The organism is Opitutus sp. sgz309028, assembly GCF_059821195.1.
The window spans coordinates 299,468-315,518 of sequence record NZ_JCAMRR010000004.1 but is presented as its reverse complement, the minus strand read 5'-3'; the positions used below and the strand labels follow the sequence as shown (position 1 = coordinate 315,518).

At 64.0% G+C, this 16,051-nt stretch carries 15 protein-coding genes; 7 read left to right on the top strand and 8 right to left on the bottom strand.

Features of this window, described 5'->3' with window-relative positions:
- Window positions 1-33: 33 nt before the first annotated feature.
- The 5 genes from AC6RV7_RS16980 (at window position 34) to AC6RV7_RS16960 (ending at window position 5,381) form a co-directional block, all read left to right on the top strand.
- Window positions 34-1,290 (top strand): CoF synthetase, encoded by a 1,257-nt coding sequence (locus AC6RV7_RS16980; RefSeq protein ID WP_500095223.1) that lies wholly within the window; start codon window positions 34-36, stop codon window positions 1,288-1,290.
- A gap of 182 nt (window positions 1,291-1,472) precedes the next feature.
- Window positions 1,473-2,231, top strand: coding sequence for a succinate dehydrogenase cytochrome b subunit (locus tag AC6RV7_RS16975; RefSeq protein ID WP_500095222.1), 759 nt, complete (start codon window positions 1,473-1,475; stop codon window positions 2,229-2,231).
- Window positions 2,232-2,243: 12 nt separating this feature from the next.
- On the top strand, window positions 2,244-4,166 hold the full coding sequence (locus AC6RV7_RS16970) for a fumarate reductase/succinate dehydrogenase flavoprotein subunit (RefSeq protein WP_500095221.1): 1,923 nt from the start codon (window positions 2,244-2,246) through the stop codon (window positions 4,164-4,166).
- A gap of 72 nt (window positions 4,167-4,238) precedes the next feature.
- Window positions 4,239-5,021, top strand: a complete 783-nt coding sequence (locus tag AC6RV7_RS16965) for a succinate dehydrogenase/fumarate reductase iron-sulfur subunit (RefSeq protein ID WP_500095658.1) — start codon at window positions 4,239-4,241, stop codon at window positions 5,019-5,021.
- Between the two features lie 132 nt (window positions 5,022-5,153).
- A complete protein-coding gene (locus tag AC6RV7_RS16960; RefSeq protein ID WP_500095220.1) occupies window positions 5,154-5,381 on the top strand; it encodes a hypothetical protein in 228 nt (75 codons plus the stop codon).
- A gap of 115 nt (window positions 5,382-5,496) precedes the next feature.
- Here the strand turns inward: AC6RV7_RS16960 and AC6RV7_RS16955 are convergent, their stop codons facing one another.
- Entirely contained in the window at window positions 5,497-5,976 is a 480-nt protein-coding gene (locus AC6RV7_RS16955; protein WP_500095219.1) for an LEA/WHy family protein, read from the bottom strand.
- Window positions 5,977-6,069: 93 nt separating this feature from the next.
- Window positions 6,070-6,345, bottom strand: coding sequence for a hypothetical protein (locus AC6RV7_RS16950; protein ID WP_500095218.1), 276 nt, complete (start codon window positions 6,343-6,345; stop codon window positions 6,070-6,072).
- A gap of 73 nt (window positions 6,346-6,418) precedes the next feature.
- On the opposite strand from AC6RV7_RS16950, the gene lysA reads away from it, so the two are divergent.
- Window positions 6,419-7,723 (top strand): diaminopimelate decarboxylase, encoded by a 1,305-nt coding sequence (lysA, locus tag AC6RV7_RS16945; RefSeq protein WP_500095217.1) that lies wholly within the window; start codon window positions 6,419-6,421, stop codon window positions 7,721-7,723.
- A 149-nt stretch (window positions 7,724-7,872) separates the two neighbouring features.
- A complete protein-coding gene (locus AC6RV7_RS16940) occupies window positions 7,873-8,868 on the top strand; it encodes an NAD(P)H-dependent glycerol-3-phosphate dehydrogenase (RefSeq protein ID WP_500095216.1) in 996 nt (331 codons plus the stop codon).
- A gap of 49 nt (window positions 8,869-8,917) precedes the next feature.
- Here the strand turns inward: AC6RV7_RS16940 and AC6RV7_RS16935 are convergent, their stop codons facing one another.
- The 6 genes from AC6RV7_RS16935 to gyrA form a co-directional block, all read right to left on the bottom strand.
- Entirely contained in the window at window positions 8,918-10,849 is a 1,932-nt protein-coding gene (locus AC6RV7_RS16935; RefSeq protein WP_500095215.1) for a solute symporter family protein, read from the bottom strand.
- Window positions 10,850-10,861: 12 nt separating this feature from the next.
- On the bottom strand, window positions 10,862-11,164 hold the full coding sequence (locus tag AC6RV7_RS16930) for a DUF485 domain-containing protein (RefSeq protein WP_500095214.1): 303 nt from the start codon (window positions 11,162-11,164) through the stop codon (window positions 10,862-10,864).
- Between the two features lie 182 nt (window positions 11,165-11,346).
- Entirely contained in the window at window positions 11,347-12,186 is an 840-nt protein-coding gene (locus AC6RV7_RS16925; protein WP_500095213.1) for an anti-sigma factor domain-containing protein, read from the bottom strand.
- Window positions 12,183-12,770, bottom strand: coding sequence for an RNA polymerase sigma factor (locus AC6RV7_RS16920; RefSeq protein WP_500095212.1), 588 nt, complete (start codon window positions 12,768-12,770; stop codon window positions 12,183-12,185). The genes AC6RV7_RS16925 and AC6RV7_RS16920 overlap by 4 nt, the downstream gene beginning before the upstream one ends.
- A gap of 13 nt (window positions 12,771-12,783) precedes the next feature.
- The gene (locus AC6RV7_RS16915; RefSeq protein ID WP_500095211.1) at window positions 12,784-13,290 is read right to left on the bottom strand and encodes a hypothetical protein; all 507 of its coding nucleotides are present in this window, start codon (window positions 13,288-13,290) and stop codon (window positions 12,784-12,786) included.
- A 254-nt stretch (window positions 13,291-13,544) separates the two neighbouring features.
- Window positions 13,545-16,034 carry a DNA gyrase subunit A gene (gene gyrA / locus AC6RV7_RS16910; RefSeq protein WP_500095209.1) on the bottom strand — a complete coding sequence of 830 codons (2,490 nt, stop codon included), beginning with the start codon at window positions 16,032-16,034 and terminating at the stop codon, window positions 13,545-13,547.
- Window positions 16,035-16,051: the final 17 nt, after the last annotated feature.

Below are 16,051 nucleotides of genomic sequence, written 5' to 3'. Positions count from 1 at the left end.
CGGCGCGCGCTTAATGAGCCGCTCACACGTTTCATGACGCCTCCCACGTTTGCCAATGCCGCCGAGTCCCTGGGTTCAGCGTCCGGCGAGTATCTGCCGGCCCCGCTGGAGCACGAGATTCGCCGGATCTACGAGCGCAGCCCGCTCTACTCGCAACGCTTTCCGCTGCACGCGGAGCCGCTGCAGTGGTCGTGTTATCGCGAGATTCCGGCGCTGTCGAAAAAGGAGATCGTCGAACGCGGGCATCAGGCGTTTTTCGAGGATTATCGCGTGATCGAGCGCGGGCTGCAGACGAAGCAGTTCGAATACGAAAGCACGGGCGGCACCACGCAGTCGCCGATGACCGTGATCATGGAGGACGGCTGGTGGAATGCGCAGACGGAGCGCGCATATCTCGCGTCGCCGATCCTGCGCGAGTTTGTCGGCCGCCCGTATCGGAAGTGCGTCCTCGCGCCGGTAGGCTGTTCGAGCAATCTTTGTCCCTACGAGGACCATCCGTTTCCGCACCGCTATTTCGACGGCACGGTTTATCTGAATCTTTCGAGCGATCCGTTCGCGTTTCCTGAGGCGGAGTGGGATCGCATCGTTTTCGAGCTGCAGGCGACGAAACCCGAAGTGCTCGAGGGCGAGCCGGTGTATCTTTCGCTGCTGGCGCGCGCGGCGAAAAAGCGCGGTGTCAAGGTGCCGAGCATCCGCGCGGTCATCCTGACTTACGGCAAAGCCAGCGCGCTGCACGGCGCGCGGATCGCGGAAGTGTTTCCCGCGCCGCAGGTCGATCTCTATGGCTCGACCGAAGCGGGCTATCTGTTCGTCGGCGAGGCGTTCAAGGACAACTCGCGCGTGATCGACGCGAATGCGTTCATCGAACTTGTGCCGTGGCGCGCGAATCTGCCCGACGTGTATCAGATCTATGTGACGACGCGCGACCGCGAGGCGATGCCGCTGCTGCGTTATCACACGGGCGACATCGTGCAGAAATTCCCGACCGGGTTTCGTCTGCTGGGGCGCGAGAGCAATTTGTATTTCCGCCCGGATGGTTCGCTCGTGTCGCCGACCGACATCGACGCGGCGCTGCCGAAAGCATTCGCGTGCTGGCACTACTCGCTCGTGCAGACCTCGGACGCGCGGTGGGATTTCCACTACGTGGCCGATGACGTGGCGCCGGCGGGCACGGAGCAGGCGATCGCGAATCTGCTGGGCGAAGGCGTGCGCGTGAGTGCATTTCGGCGCCGCGTGCTCGCACCGGCGGCCAGCGGGAAATTCGCGTTGCTGAAGCCGTTGGCGAAGTAGCGGCCCGCGTTGGGCTGATAGGATTTTGCGGCGGCACGATCATCGCGCGTCCGCCCGCTTCTCCCGCAGGTTAGTGAGCCTAATAAGCTCCCTCGCAACAGCCTGCTCCTTTACAAGCGGGCGCCGGCTGCTGAAGTTAGCCACCCACACGTCGCTCGCTTTCCCCAACCCCGACTTTCGCGATGAACTTCATCCGTTCCACCATCGGTCGTAAAATCCTCATGGCGCTCACGGGCTTGATCCTGATCGGGTTCGTGATCGGGCATCTGGTCGGCAACCTGCAGGTGTTTTCCGGCCCCGATAAGCTCAACGGCTACGCCCATTTTCTGCAGTCGCTCGGACCCTTGCTGTGGGTTGCGCGCATCGGCCTGCTGATTGCGGTGGGCGTCCATATCTGGGCGGCCACGGTGCTGACGCTCGAGAATCACGCGGCGCGCAACGTGCCCTACAGCGTGAAACACACGATCCGCGCCACGCTTACGTCGCGCACGATGCGGTGGACCGGCTACGTGGTCCTGGCGTTCATCGTGTATCATCTCGCGCATTTCACGCTCGGCGTCGCCGGGGCGAGCACGTTCAAGACGGCGCTGCCCGAATACACGATGCAGAGCGAGTATCACATCGCGGGCTTCCCGGTCGTGGCCGCCGGCGCGCACGTGCACAACGTCTATGCGATGGTGGTGCTCGGTTTTCAGAACGTCATCGTCTCGCTGTTCTACATTCTGGCCGTCGGTCTGCTGAGCGCGCACCTCCTGCATGGCACGGACAGCATGTTCCAAACGCTCGGCCTGCGCAGCGGCCGCTGGTCGGGCGCTCTCCGCAAGCTCTGCGTGCTCTTCGCGCTCGCATACTTCCTCGGCAATCTCGCGATCCCCGGCGCCGCGCTGCTCGGCAAGCTTCCGCTCACCGCGTCGCACCCCGCCGCCGCCGCTCACCGCTAAACCTTCCGCCCCATGGCTACACTCGATTCTCGCATCCCGTCCGGTCCGCTCGCCGACAAGTGGCGCAAGCACAAGGCCGAGATCAAGCTCGTCAATCCCGCCAACAAGCGGAAATACGAGGTGATCGTCGTCGGCGCCGGACTCGCCGGCTCCTCCGCGGCCGCGACGCTCGCCGAGCTGGGCTACAAGGTGAAGTGCTTCGTCTATCACGACAGCCCGCGCCGCGCCCACTCGATCGCCGCGCAGGGCGGCATCAACGCCGCGAAGAACTACCAGAACGACGGCGACAGCGTGTATCGGCTTTTCTACGACACGATCAAGGGCGGCGACTATCGCTCCCGCGAGGCCAACGTCCACCGGCTCGCAGAGGTGTCCGTCAACATCATCGACCAGTGCGTCGCGCAGGGTGTGCCGTTTGCCCGCGAATACGGCGGCCTGCTGGCGAACCGCTCGTTTGGCGGCGCGCAGGTGTCGCGCACATTCTACGCGCGCGGCCAGACCGGCCAGCAGCTCCTGCTTGGCGCCTACTCCGCGCTGATGCGCACCGTCGGCGAGGGCGGCGTGCAGCTTTTCCCCAACAGCGAGATGCTCGATCTCGTGGTGGTCGACGGCCAGGCGAAGGGCATCATCGTCCGCAACCTCATCACCGGCGAGGTCTCGCGCCACGCGGCCGATGCGGTCGTGCTTGCGACGGGCGGCTACGGCAACGTCTTCAATCTCTCGACCTACGCCCGGCAGTCCAACGCGACCGCGATCTGGCGCGCTTACAAGCGCGGCGCGTGTTTCGCGAATCCGTGCTTCACGCAGATTCACCCGACCTGCATCCCGGTTACCGGCGACTACCAGTCGAAGCTCACGCTGATGTCGGAGTCGCTGCGCAACGACGGCCGCATCTGGGTGCCGAAAAAAGCGGAGGACCGTCGCAAGGATCCGAATTCGATTCCGGAGGCGGATCGCGACTACTATCTCGAGCGGATTTATCCGAGCTTCGGCAATCTTGCCCCGCGCGACATCGCCTCGCGCGCTGCGAAACGTGTGTGCGACGAGGGCCGCGGCGTCGGCGAGAGCGGCCTGGGCGTGTATCTGGATTTCTCGGACGCGATCAAGCGCCTGAGCGAGGCCGGCGTGCGCGAGCGCTACGGCAATCTTTTCGACATCTACCACGAGATCACCAACGAGAACGCCTACCAGGTGCCGATGCGGATCTATCCGGCCGTGCACTACACGATGGGCGGCTTGTGGGTGGACTATAACCTGATGTCGAACGTCCCGGGTCTGTTCGTGCTCGGCGAGGCAAACTACTCGGACCACGGCGCGAACCGTCTCGGCGCTTCCGCCCTGATGCAGGGCCTCGCGGACGGGTATTTCGTGATCCCGTATACGATCGGCGACTACCTCGCCACGCAGAAACCCGGCTCGCGGCCGTCCGCCGAAGCCGCGGAATTCAAGGCGGCGGAGCAGAACGTCACCGGCCTCACGAAGCGCCTGCTCGGCATCAACGGCAAGGAGCCGGTCAGTCATTTCCACAAACGCCTCGGTCACGCGATGTGGGAAGGCTGCGGCATGGCGCGCACGGCCGGGTCGTTGAAGAAGGCGCTGCAGGAAATCCCGAAGATCCGCGAGGAGTTCTGGGCGAATGTCCGCGTGCCCGGCTCCGAAGCGACGCTCAACCAGTCGCTCGAGCAGGCGGGCCGCGTCGCCGATTTCCTCGAGTTGGGCGAACTGATGTGCCTCGACGCGCTCACGCGCGAGGAGAGCTGCGGCGGCCACTTCCGCGAGGAATACCAGTATCCGGACGGCGAATGCAAACGCGACGACGAGAAGTTCTCGCACGTCGCCGCCTGGGAGTTTCAGGGCGACGGCAAGGCGCCGCTGCGCAACACCGAGCCGCTCAATTACGAGTTCGTGAAGATGTCGGTGCGTAACTACAAATAAGAACCTGTTTCGAGAACCGCCCCAGCGCTCAAACCCTTTCCGACCATGGTCGCAGCCACTTCCCAAAAAACCATCAACGTGACGGTTCGCGTCTGGCGGCAGGCGGATCGCAATGCACCCGGCAAGTTCGTCGATTATCCGGCGACGAACCTGAATCCGAACATGTCGTTCCTCGAAATGCTCGACGTGGTGAACGACACGCTGACCCGTCAGGGCGAGGAGCCGATCGCGTTTGCGCACGACTGCCGCGAGGGTATCTGCGGCACCTGCTCGCTCACGATCAACGGCAAGCCGCACGGTCCGGGCGAAGGCATCGCGACCTGCCAGACCTACATGCGCAGCTTCAAGGACGGCGATATCATCGTCGTCGAGCCGTTCCGCGCGAAAGCGTTTCCGCTGGTGAAGGACTTGGTCGTCGATCGCAGCTCATTCGACAAAATCCAGATGGCGGGAGGCTTCATCAGCGTGCGCACGGGCGCGGCGCCGGATGCGAATTCGATTCCGATTCCGAAGGGCGATGCGGATCTGGCGATGGATGCGGCGGCGTGCATCCAGTGCGGCGCGTGCGTCGCAGCCTGCAAGAACGCCAGCGCGATGTTGTTCGTCGCCGCGAAGGTTTCCCATCTCGGACTCCTGCCGCAGGGTCAGGCGGAGCGCGATCGCCGCGTGCTGGCGATGGTCAATACGATGGACGAGCTCGGATTCGGCAGCTGCACGAATCAATATGAGTGCAGCGCCGCGTGTCCGAAGCTGATCTCGCACGACTTCATCGCGCGACTGAATCGCGATTATCTGAAGGCGAGCTTCCGCGCCACTTTCAAACCGGAGACGGCCGTCTCCGGCGGCGGGGCCTGACCTTTCGCCGAACGTGCAATCTTCGGGCCGCCGCAAACCGGCGGCCTTTTTTGTGGCCGGACTTTGGAGTTTGGTCGTCACGCTGTAACTTTTCGCGAGGTGCGGTGTTTTCAGAACAAGCCAACACAATCCATGAAAGCACTTCCCATTCTCGCCTTTCTGACCGCGGTCATCGCGTTTGTCTTTGCGCCGCTGAGTTTCGAATTGTCCGGTTCGCTGGTCATTTGCACAGGTTTTGCCGCGATGCTCGTGGCGGATTATTCCGGTCGACGCGCCCGCGATGTGCGTTTGTCGGCGGCGTTGAACGCCCCACCGGCGGGCAAGCGTTCCCGACACTCGGTCTTCCGGCTGGCGGCCTGATTAGCCGCTGACCGCACTGGAAGGCGGTCCCTGTTTGCTCCGCGGTCGTTCGTTTTTCATAGCGACGAACGGCCGGGGCAGGCGGGGGCCGCTTCCCGTTTACGGAAGATGCAGCTTACTGCGTCGCCGCGCTGAGTTTCCGGAGGTCCAGCGAGCCTTGTGACTGCGTCTTCAGCTCGTATTTGTCCTCGTAGACGGTCTGAAACAACACGCTGTCCAAACGATAGGCGGCGGTTTGGGACTGACCCATTTCCGCCAGCTGGCGGATGAGCGCGAGGTTCTCGAAATTCACCGTCACGTCGTGCGTGATGCTCGAGAGCGGAGGCACGCCGAAAGGCTGGTTGTTGACCGCTTTGCCGACGTAGCTGCCGTTGAGGTAGAGCTTGTGCGAAGAGCCGGAGAAACCGAGCGGCGAGATGGTTTCATTGGTGAAGCGGAGCGTGAGCACGCCGCTGCTCTCCAGCATCCGCGCCTCGGTCGGCCGGAAATCCACGATCGTCGCCGTCATGCCCGTCGGCTTGTAGCCTCCGCCGCATCCCGCGACGAAAAACGAAACCAGGGCGAGGGTGAGGAGGCGGGAGAAGACGGATTTCATGGGCAACGCGATCACCGATGGCAAGGCGCCCCCTAAACTGCAAGGCTGCGGCTGAGCCGCGGAAGCTTCGTCCAGCGCAGCAGCGAACGCCGGTCAGAACACCGACAACGCTTTCGCGCTCTCGACTGCGACCCACGCCGCGCCGCCCACGAGCAGCAGCGTGAGCAGGTTCCGCACGATCCGACGGGCGCGCAGCGCGGCATCGTGCAGATCGATGTCGTGACGACGACGATTGTTGTCCGCGAGGAAGCTGGCGAAGTTCGTGTTCCGGTGCGGGCTCCGCGCATCGCGCGACCAACCAAAACGGAGCGAAGTACGGGGGCGGAAATTGAGTAAAAAACGCAGCACGATGGGGATTAAGTCCCACATCGGAAAATTCGGTTCGTTTCTTCAATGGAAATCTCGCTAGTTTGCGTCTTTCACCTCTTTTTCCCGCTCTTCCATGCACCACTTCCGCTACTCCGGCTCGGACCTTCACTGCGAATCCGTCGATCTGGCGGCGATCGCCAAGCTCTACGGCACTCCGACCTACGTCTACAGCGCGTCGACCATTCAGGATAATTTCGCGCGGCTGCAGCAAAGTCTTTCGGGGCTGGACGTGCAGATCTGCTTTGCGATGAAGGCCAATTCGAATCTCGCGCTCCTGCGCCTGTTCTCGAACCTTGGCGCGGGTTTCGATCTGGTGAGCGGCGGCGAGATCCGGCGCGTCATCGCCGCGGGCGGTAATGTGCGGAGCAGCGTCTTCGCGGGCGTCGGCAAGACCGAGGCCGAGATCAAGCTGGCGCTCGAAAACGAGATCTTCGCGTTTCACGTGGAAAGCGAACCCGAGTTGGCGCGAATCAATCACGTCGCCGGCACGCTCGGCCTGAAGGCGCCGATCGCGATCCGCGTAAATCCGGATGTCGACGCGCAGACGCACGCGAAGATCACGACGGGCAAGAGCGACAACAAGTTCGGCATTCCGCTGCGCCACGCGGCGGCGGCCTACGAGGCGGCGTCGAAGTTGAAGAACATCGCGATCAAGGGCGTGCAGATGCACATCGGCTCGCAGCTCACCTCGGTCGGACCGTTCGTCGAGGCGGTGAAGAAGCTCGTGCCGTTCGTGGCGGAGCTGAAGGCGACCTACGGGATCAGCTACTACTCGATCGGCGGCGGCATGGGCATCGTTTACAAGGATGCGCTCGCCAGCGGCCAGCAGGCCTGGTGGGACGCGCTGCCGCCGGAGCAGCGTCCGCTCACGCCGGAGACTTACGGCGAGGCGCTCACGCCGCTGCTTGCGCCGCTCGGCCTGAAGATCCTGCTGGAGCACGGCCGTTTCATGGTCGGCAACGCCGGCGTGCTGTTGTCCCGCGTCGAACATTTGAAGCGCGGAGCGAACAAGAACTTCCTCATCGTCGACGCGGCGATGAACGATCTCGTGCGACCGGCGATGTATGAGAGCTATCACGAAATCGTGCCGGTGCACCGCGACTCGTCACGCCGCGCGCTGGTGGCCGACGTGGTCGGGCCGATCTGCGAGAGCGGCGATTGTTTCGCCAAGGATCGTCAGCTCCAGGAAGTCGGCGAGGGCGAGCTGATCGCGTTCATGAGCGCGGGTGCGTATGGTTTTGCGATGGCGAACCGCTACAACACGCGCGCGATGGCGGCCGAAGTGCTCGTCCGCGGCAGCAGCTTCGAACTGGTCAACGCCCGCGAAACCTTCGAACAGATGATCGCCGGCGAAAAGATCCCGGCGTTTCTGAAGTAGGAATCAGAACCACGAAAAACACGAAAGACACGAAACTCGAACCCGCCTGCGGAGCACGGAATGCGCGGAACTTCAGATCACGTTTTGAGGGCCGGCAGGGATAGGAACTTTTTCGTGTATTTCGTGTGTTTCGTGGTTAGCTCGCTCGCATGACGTTTGTTGTCGTCGGAGCTGGCGCGTGGGGGACGGCGTTTGCGGTGCATCTGGCTCGGCTGGGGCATGCGGTGACGCTTGCGCCGCGACGCTCCGAACAGGCCGCGAAAATTGCCGCCGCGCGGGAGAACGCCGATTACCTGCCGGGCTTGCCGCTGGCCGACAAAATCGCGATCGCGTCCGATCTGGCGACCGCGCTTGCGGGCGCCGACGTCGTGCTGCTCGCGTGTCCGTCGCAGGCGTTGCGAGAAACATGCCAGCGCGTGAAACAGGCGCTCGGTGCGACCGCGCCGCGCCTCGTGATCAGTCTCGCGAAAGGCCTCGAACTCGGCACGCACCTGCGTCCGTCGCAGGTGATCGCCGAAGCGTTTTCGCCGGAAATCGCGGCCTCGCTCACGGGTCCCACGAATGCGGCCGAGGTTGCGCGCGGCCTGCCGGCGGCGATGGTCCTGGCCGTGGCGGAGGTCGGTTCGACGGCGCAGGAAGTGCAGGCGGCGCTCAGCGGGCCGACGTTGCGGGTTTATACAAGCGACGACCTCGCGGGCGTGGAGTTCGGGGGCTGCCTGAAGAATGTTTACGCGATCGCGGCGGGTTGTTCCGACGGCCTGAAACTGGGCGACAACACCCGCGCGGCTCTGCTCACGCGCGCGCTTGCGGAAATGGTGCGCGTGGGCGTGAAACTCGGCGCGCGTGCGGAAACGTTTTACGGCTTGAGCGGATTTGGCGATCTCGTCGCCACGTGCCACGGCGCGTGGAGCCGGAACCGCGAATTTGGCGAACAGATCGGCCGTGGACGCGCGGTCGGCGAGCTGCTGAAGGACCGGAAGAGCGTGGTCGAAGGGTATAAAACCACGCAGTCGTTTCACGAACTGTGTCTGCAGCGCGGCATCGACGCGCCAATTCTCGCGGAAACGCACGCGATTCTTTTCGAAGGAAAACAACCCGCCGAAGCGCTGCGCAGCCTGATGCTGCGCGGGTTGAAAAACGAGTGACGGGCGGACGATGAGCGCGCGGTGAGCAGGCGCGCTCTTCGGCGGTCGATCAATGGCCGGTCGCGGCGGCCTGTTCGTCGATGTATTCCTGTTTCAGGCCGAGTTTTTCCGGCGCGTGCAGGACGAGCATCTTCATGCGCACGTCTCCCGGCACATCCTTCGCGGTGGCCTTCGAGACGACGATCATCAACGTGATCGCGAGCGGCACGGCCCAGATCGCGGGCTGCTCGCAGAGGATGCGCAGGAGCGGGTGGTGCGCCCAGAAGGTGTTGAGCGGGGCGAAGCCGGAGAAGACTTTCCCCATCGGCCCCTTGTCGAGCGCGAGCGTGGAAAAGTTCGTCAGCGCCGCGGCGACGAGGGCGAGGAGGCCGCCGGTGAGCATGCCGGTCGCGGCGCCTTTCATGGTCATGCCCCGCCACCAGACACTCATAAACAACAGCGGGAAATAGCTGGCGGCGGCGATCGCGAAGGCCTGGCCGACCATGAAGTTGATTTCCAGATACTCGACGAAGCAGCCGAGCACGATCGCGACGGCGCCGATGAGGACGGCGGCGAACTTGAAGGCGAGGAGCTTTTCACCCGGCCGCGCGTGCGGGCGGAGCATGCGGCCGTAGACGTCGTGAGCGAGCGCGCCGGTCATCGACACGAGCAGGCCGGAAAACGTGCTCATGAACGCGGCGAAGGCGCCGGCGCAGGTGATGCCGCTGAGGATGGAGCCGAGGATGCCGTAGCGCTCGTTGATGATGCGCGGCAGTTCGAGGACGACCTTGTCGGTGCCTTTGGCGCCGGTGGCGGCGTAGAGTTCGGGCAGGAGGTTGCGGCCGATCACGCCGAAGATCGGCGGGAAAACGTAGAACACGCCGATGAGGATCATGACCCACATCGTCGTGCGTTTTGCGGCCACGCCGTCGGGATTCGTGTAGAAGCGCACGAGGATGTGCGGCAGACCGGCGGTGCCGCAGACGAGCGCGATGATCAGCGAATACGTGTAAATCAGCGAATACGGCTTCTGGTGCTCGGCGATGTAGGCGGCGCGTTCCTCGACTGGCAGCACGGTGGCGGCGGCGTTGACCGCCTTCGTGGTCAATGGGCCGAAGGGCGCGATCCAGTTTTCGTCCTCCGGAGCCTTCTCGGGAAGTGCTTGCCGCATGATGGAGTCCGACGTCCCCGTCGGGCTGTTGGCCGCCGTGACTCCGGAAACTCCGTTCGGCGCAGCCTGCGCCACCTGTGCGGCGGGAATTTCGCCGGCCGCGGCGTTGGCGCTGAGTTGCTGATTGTAGAAACCGTAGACCGACATCAGCACGAAGACCGGCACGCTGATGGCGAACATCTTCATCCAATATTGGAACGCCTGAACCAGCGTGATGCCCTTCATGCCGCCGAGCGCGACGTTGAAAGTGATCACCGCGCCGACGAGCACGACGCCGCCCCAATAGGGCATGCCGGGGAAAATGTAGGCGAGCGTGACGCCCGCGCCCTTCATCTGTGGCATCGTGTAGAAGAAACCGATGAAGAGGACGAAGCAGACGGCGATCTTGCGGAATACCGGCGAATCGTAGCGGCCTTCGGCGAAGTCCGGAATCGTGTAGGCGCCGAAACGACGGAGCGGCCCCGCGATGAACAGCAGCAGGAACAGGTATCCACACGCGTAGCACACCGGATACCAGAGCGCATCGTAGCCGGAGGACATCACCATGCCGGCGATACCCATGAACGAAGCCGCGGAGAGATACTCGCCGGAGATGGCGGACGCGTTCCAGCCGACGGAGACGGAGCGGCCGGCGACGAAGAAGTCGCTCGCGGTCTTGGCCTTGCGGGCGGACCAGAAACCCATGCCGATCGTCACGACGACGGTGACGAACGAAAACGCGAAGATCCACGGATCGACGCCGTTCAGGAAGGCGAGGGGAAGGCCAGAGCCCAGAGCGGAGAGTTGAGGGTTGAGGGTTGAGAGTTGAGCGAGGACGGAAAGCGAAGTCATGGGGGCGCGAGGTTAGCGTTGGGCGGACTTCACTTCCTCTTCCTCGAGCGCGATCGAGCGCTTGATGAAGACATACGAGATGATCCAGACGAACGGGAAGAACAGCACGCCCGCGATCAGCCAGGTGAGCGTAAACCCGGCGACGCGCGTCGCCATCAATGCGGGCGCGAAATAGTTCAGCAGCGGGAGTCCGAGGAGTGCGATCAGGAACGCGGCGGCGCAGGCAACCGAAAGGCGGAGTTGCCGGCGCATGAGCGAATGCAAAAACGATTCGCTGTGCACCACGTCGGGGGACGAGGGGGAAGTGTGCGGCATGCGAGTGCCGAACATGCGCCGAGGTCTTTGATGCGCAAGGGCGGAGTGCGGACCCGCACGAAGAGGAATTGGTCGCGCATTAGAATGAGCGAACTGCCGCTCTTGCGGCGGAGGCGCGGCGCCGGGCCTCCCGCCTGGGAGAATAGATCGTGTTCGGGCCGCGGCGGCGTCCGGTCGCTGCTTCAGATCGGATTCCGGCCGAGGATGGGTTCACCGCGGGGTCGGGTGGGTGGAGGCGACGCGATGTCTTCGGCGGTGATAAGGAAGTTGACCGGCCCGGAAGCAGGAGCGCCGGCGGGGTCGAGGGAGAAAAAATAGAGGCCGCGAGCTGTGGCCGAGGGCAGGCTGCCGGCATCGATCGCGCGACCGGTCTCGGAGTCGACGAGCCAGAGATGGTAGCGTTTGTCGGCCGGCTGGGTGGGGAGCTGTTGAACGGCGATGAACCCCTGGTGTGTGGTGGGATCGAAGAGCGCATAGGCACGGCTGCCGGCCGGCGCAGTCGGGACTCGAGGTAAATCGTCGGGGCGGGTCCAAAAGCGCTCGGCGAGCGAGGCGAGCTGGACGAAGCGGGCGTCGGTGTCGCGGGCGGGGTTTTGTAGTGGAATTTTGGTGACTGTGTTTCGTTGCGGATCGAGGCCGACGATGAGGACGACGGACGAAGAGGGGGGGCGCTGACGGTCGAGAAAAAAGAAAGTCGCGGCGCCGAGGACCACGGCGGCCGCCGAGGGGAGAACCCAGCGGGTGAAGGTGGGCCGGATCGGGAAGGCAGCGGCGGCCGGTGGGGGCGGGCGACTCCATTCAGTAGGGGCGTCAAGACGGGATTCGATGCGGGAGAGGAGAGCCGCGGGCGGGGGGTGTTGCGGGAGAGCGTGGATCCGCTGCTCCAGGGTGATTTCGAGAGAGCGAACGAGGGCGGCGAGTCCGGGTTCGCGGGCCACGCGGGCGGCGAAGGCCTGGCGGTCGGCCGGCTCGAGCTGGTCGAGGACATAGAGGGCAGCGAGTTCTTCGACGGGCGGAGTCATGACGCGGTGGAGTTGAAGGTATCGCGAAGCTGGAGGAGTCCGCGGCGGATCCAGGTTTTCACGGTGCCGAGCGGTTGGCGGAGGGTCTCGGCGATCTGTGGATGCGTCAGGCCGGAGAAGAGGGCGAGGTCGAGTGCGCGGCGCTGAGGTTCGGGGAGGGTGGCGAGCGCGTCGCGGAGCCGGGCGGTGTCGTCGTTGCGCTCGGCGGAGCTACGGGTGCTCTCGGCTGCGGGAAGATCGGGATCGGTGTCGGATTCGGACAGTGATTCGGCGACGGGAAGCCGGCGGGTTTTGCGCAGGTGGTCGATGCAGGTGCGGCGGATGACGGTGACGGCCCAGGTGAAGGGCCGCGATTTGTCCGGATCGAAAGAACCGGCGTGATGCCAGAGCTTGAGAAAGGCGTCCTGCAAGGCCTCCTCCGCGGCGCCGGGGTCGCGAAGCATCCGGACCGCGATGGAGAAGAGCGGTTTGCTGTAGCGAGCGTAGAGCTCCTGGAAGGCGGCCCGATCGCCCGCGGCGACGCGGGCGATCAATCGGGCATCTTCGGCGGCGCGGACATCGAGGGTTGTCGGCGGCGCAAACACGAGGGCGAGACGATTATTTCGAGATGGCGGGGAAGATCGCCGTTTCGATCTTTTTGGCCGCCTCGACGGCTGCGCCCCGAACGACATCGTCGAGCACGTCGCTCATGTTACGACCGGGGCGAGGGTAGTGGCGATAAGTGATGACACCGAGGTCGTGTTTGGTGCCGCGATCGTGGAGGGTCATCCAGGCACGGAAGGTAAGGTCGCCGGGGCTTTCCTCGCGAATGGGCTGAAGAAAAACGCGCAGTTCGAGATCGTAGTCGGGCTGGTTGGCGCCGAAGCGTTCGACTCGGATGGCGACCGGCCAGTGGCGCGTTTCGAATACTTCGGTGAAGACGCGGTCCACGCGCTGGTAAAACTCGTCGTTACCGAGGTGGCGGTCGACGGGTTCGACGACCGTGACAACGAGCGTGCGGCGAGCGTTGTTAGTCGACTCGGCCGGGCGGCCGGCGGCGGACAGAGCGGACCCGGCGGCGAGGAGCGAAAAGCAGAAGGCAATGAGGAAGGTGCGACGTTTCATGGCAACAAATCGAAGGCGGCCGGATTTCCCGGCGATAGATGATACGTTCAAACGCCTCCGCCGGATTCAACGATGGCTGAAAACACGCATCGCAGCCGGATGCGGCCCGGACACAAAAAAGGCCCGCGCGGAAAGCGCGGGCCGAATAGGCTGATGGGCGAGGTAGTGCCCGATGTTCTCATCGGGCTGAACGCGGAACGAACGGCGACAGCAGAAACCTCGAACCAACCCGACGAGGACGTCGGGTTCCACCGTTAGGCGGAAGGGGGCGGCGTTTCGCCGCCGGTTTCCTCCTCGGTCTCGACGATCCGGGCGATGCTCAGGAGCTTGTCGCCAGGCTCGAGCGTGACGAGGCGGACGCCTTTCGCGCCGCGGCCGGTTTCGCGGATGTCTTTCACCGGGCAGCGGATGCTCTGACCCTTGGCCGTGAGCAGCATCACTTCGTCGGTGTCGCGGACGCTGAGTGCGCCGGCGAGTTTGACGGAGCCGTCTTCCGGGAGATCGATCGCCCAGACGCCGCTGCCGCCGCGGTTGATCAGGCGATAATCTTCGAAACGCGTGCGCACGCCGAGACCGGCTTCGCTCGCGACCAGGAACTTGGCTTCGTGGTCGACGACCTCGATCACGTCGAGGTGGTCGCTCTCGAGCTTGAAGCGCATGCCGGTGACGCCGGCAGTCGCGCGCCCCGTGGCGCGGAAGAGGTCGTGGCCGGTTTCCGGGTCGCGTTCGCGGAAGCGCACCGCGAGGCCTTGGTGTGAAACGAGGATGAGTTCGTTTTCACCGGTGGTCAGCACGGTGCCGATCACGGAATCGCCCTCGGCGAGATTGATGCCGATGAGGCCGCCCTCGCGGGTGGCGTTGGCATAGTCGGAGAGCGCGCTCTTTTTGATCACGCCGCGTTTCGTCGCCATCACGAGATAACGATCCTCGGCGAAGTCCTTCACGCACAGCATCGACGCGATCTTCTCGCCGTCGGCCAGTCGCAGGAAAGAGGATACGGACTTGCCCTTCGAGGCGCGCGTGCCCTCGGGGACGTCGTAGACCTTCTTCGCATGGCACTGGCCGATGCTTGTGAAGAACAGAATGTAGTCGTGCGTCGAGGCGGTGAAGAGGTTCTCGACGAAATCCTCCTCGTAGGTCTCGGCGCCGATGACGCCCTTGCCGCCGCGTTTCTGCGAGCGGTATTCGGCGACGGGCGTGCGCTTGATGAAGCCGAGGTGCGAGACGGTGATGACGCAGCCTTCGTTGGGGATCACGTCTTCCATGCGGAATTCGCCCGCGGCGGCGGCGATCTCGGTGCGGCGCGGCGAGGCGTATTTCTCCTTCATCTCCACGAGCTCCTTCTTGATCAACGCGAGGAGCTTCGCTTCGGACTCGAGGATGCCGCGGAGTTCCTCGATGAGGATCATGAGCTCGCGGTATTCGGCTTCGATCTTGTCGCGCTCGAGGCCGGTGAGCTGGTAGAGGCGCAGCTCGAGGATCGCGTCGGTCTGCCGCTCGGTCAGCGGATACTTGGCCATCAACCGCTGCTTGGCTTCCTCGCGGTTTTGCGAGGCGCGGATGATTTTGACGAAGTCGTCGAGGTTATCGAGGGCGATGATGTAGCCCTCGAGGATGTGCGCGCGGTCGAGCGCCTGTTGCAGGCGGTATTTGGTGCGGCGGGTGACGACATCGCGGCGGTGCTCGATGTAGCACTCGATGAGCTCCTTGATGTTCATCTGCTTCGGCCGGCGCTTGTCGAGCGCGAGGAGCGTGACGCCGAAGGAGGATTCGAGCGCGGTCTTCTGGAACAGCTGGTTGATGACGACCTTCGCCTGCTCGCCGCGCTTCAACTCGACGACGATGCGCGTGTTTTCGTCGGACTCGTCGCGGAGGTCGCGGATGCCGTCGATTTCCTTTTGCGAAACGAGATCGGCGATGCGCGTGACGAGCGTGGCGCGGTTCACGTTATACGGAATCTCCGTGATCACGATCTGCTCCATGCCGTTCTTCAGCTCCTCGGTGTGGGCCTTGCCGCGGGTGCGGACGATGCCCTTGCCGGTTTTGAGGTAGCTGAGGATGCCTTCGCGGCCGGCGATGACGCCGCCGGTGGGGAAATCGGGGCCCCGGATGATCCCGCAGAGTTCGTCGACGGAGACGTTGGGCCGGTCGATGATGACACAGGTGGCGTCGATGATCTCGCTGAGGTTGTGCGGCGGGATGTTCGTCGTCATGCCGACGGCGATACCCGTCGAGCCGTTCATCAACAGATTCGGCAGCGCGGACGGCAGGACGGTCGGCTCGGTGGTCGACTCCTTGTAGTTGGGCGCGAAGTCGACGGTGTCCTCTTCGATGTCCTGGAGGAGGTCCTCGGCGATCTCGTTGAGACGGCACTCGGTGTAACGATACGCGGCGGGCGGATCGCCGTCGACGGAGCCGAAGTTGCCCTGCGGATCGATGAGCGGGTAACGCATGACCCAGTTCTGGGCCATGCGGACGAGCGTGTCGTAAACGGAGGAGTCGCCGTGCGGGTGGTAGTTCTTGAGCACTTCGCCGACGACGCCCGCGCATTTGTCGTAGGAGCGATTGTGGAGCAGGCCTTCGCGCAACATCGCGTAGAGGACGCGGCGCTGGACCGGCTTCAGGCCGTCGCGGGCATCGGGCAGCGCGCGACTGATGATGACCGACATCGAGTAATCGATGTAGGCCGTCTGCATGATGTCGGTGATGTTGGCGGTGGAGAGTTTTTCGCTCGCTGTGTACATTTCGGAAGATGGAGAGG